At 49.8% G+C, this 223-nt stretch carries 1 rRNA gene; it reads left to right on the top strand.

What is annotated here, in order from left to right:
* Positions 1-84 (top strand): 23S ribosomal RNA (locus tag KIH86_RS08835); the annotation flags it as partial.
* Positions 85-223 lie beyond the last annotated feature (139 nt).

Here is a 223-nt window from a genome sequence, read left to right on the forward strand (position 1 = left end):
ATTTAAAGAGTGCGTAATAGCTCACTGGTCGAGTGACTCTGCGCCGAAAATGTAACGGGGCTAAACACACCACCGAAGCCATGGCTTGGATCGACTTCACTGCTTCTTTGAGGCGGTGTTTATCACAAGAACATTTTTGCCGATGAGCCGGTATTAAGGCTTGAGGCCAAATGGTTCCCAGGGGATAAACACAGGGCTTCGAGGCAGGAGTGAAGTCGATCCA

This window comes from Paenibacillus sinensis (assembly GCF_019904155.1).
Lineage (GTDB): Bacteria > Bacillota > Bacilli > Paenibacillales > Paenibacillaceae > Paenibacillus_AQ > Paenibacillus_AQ sinensis.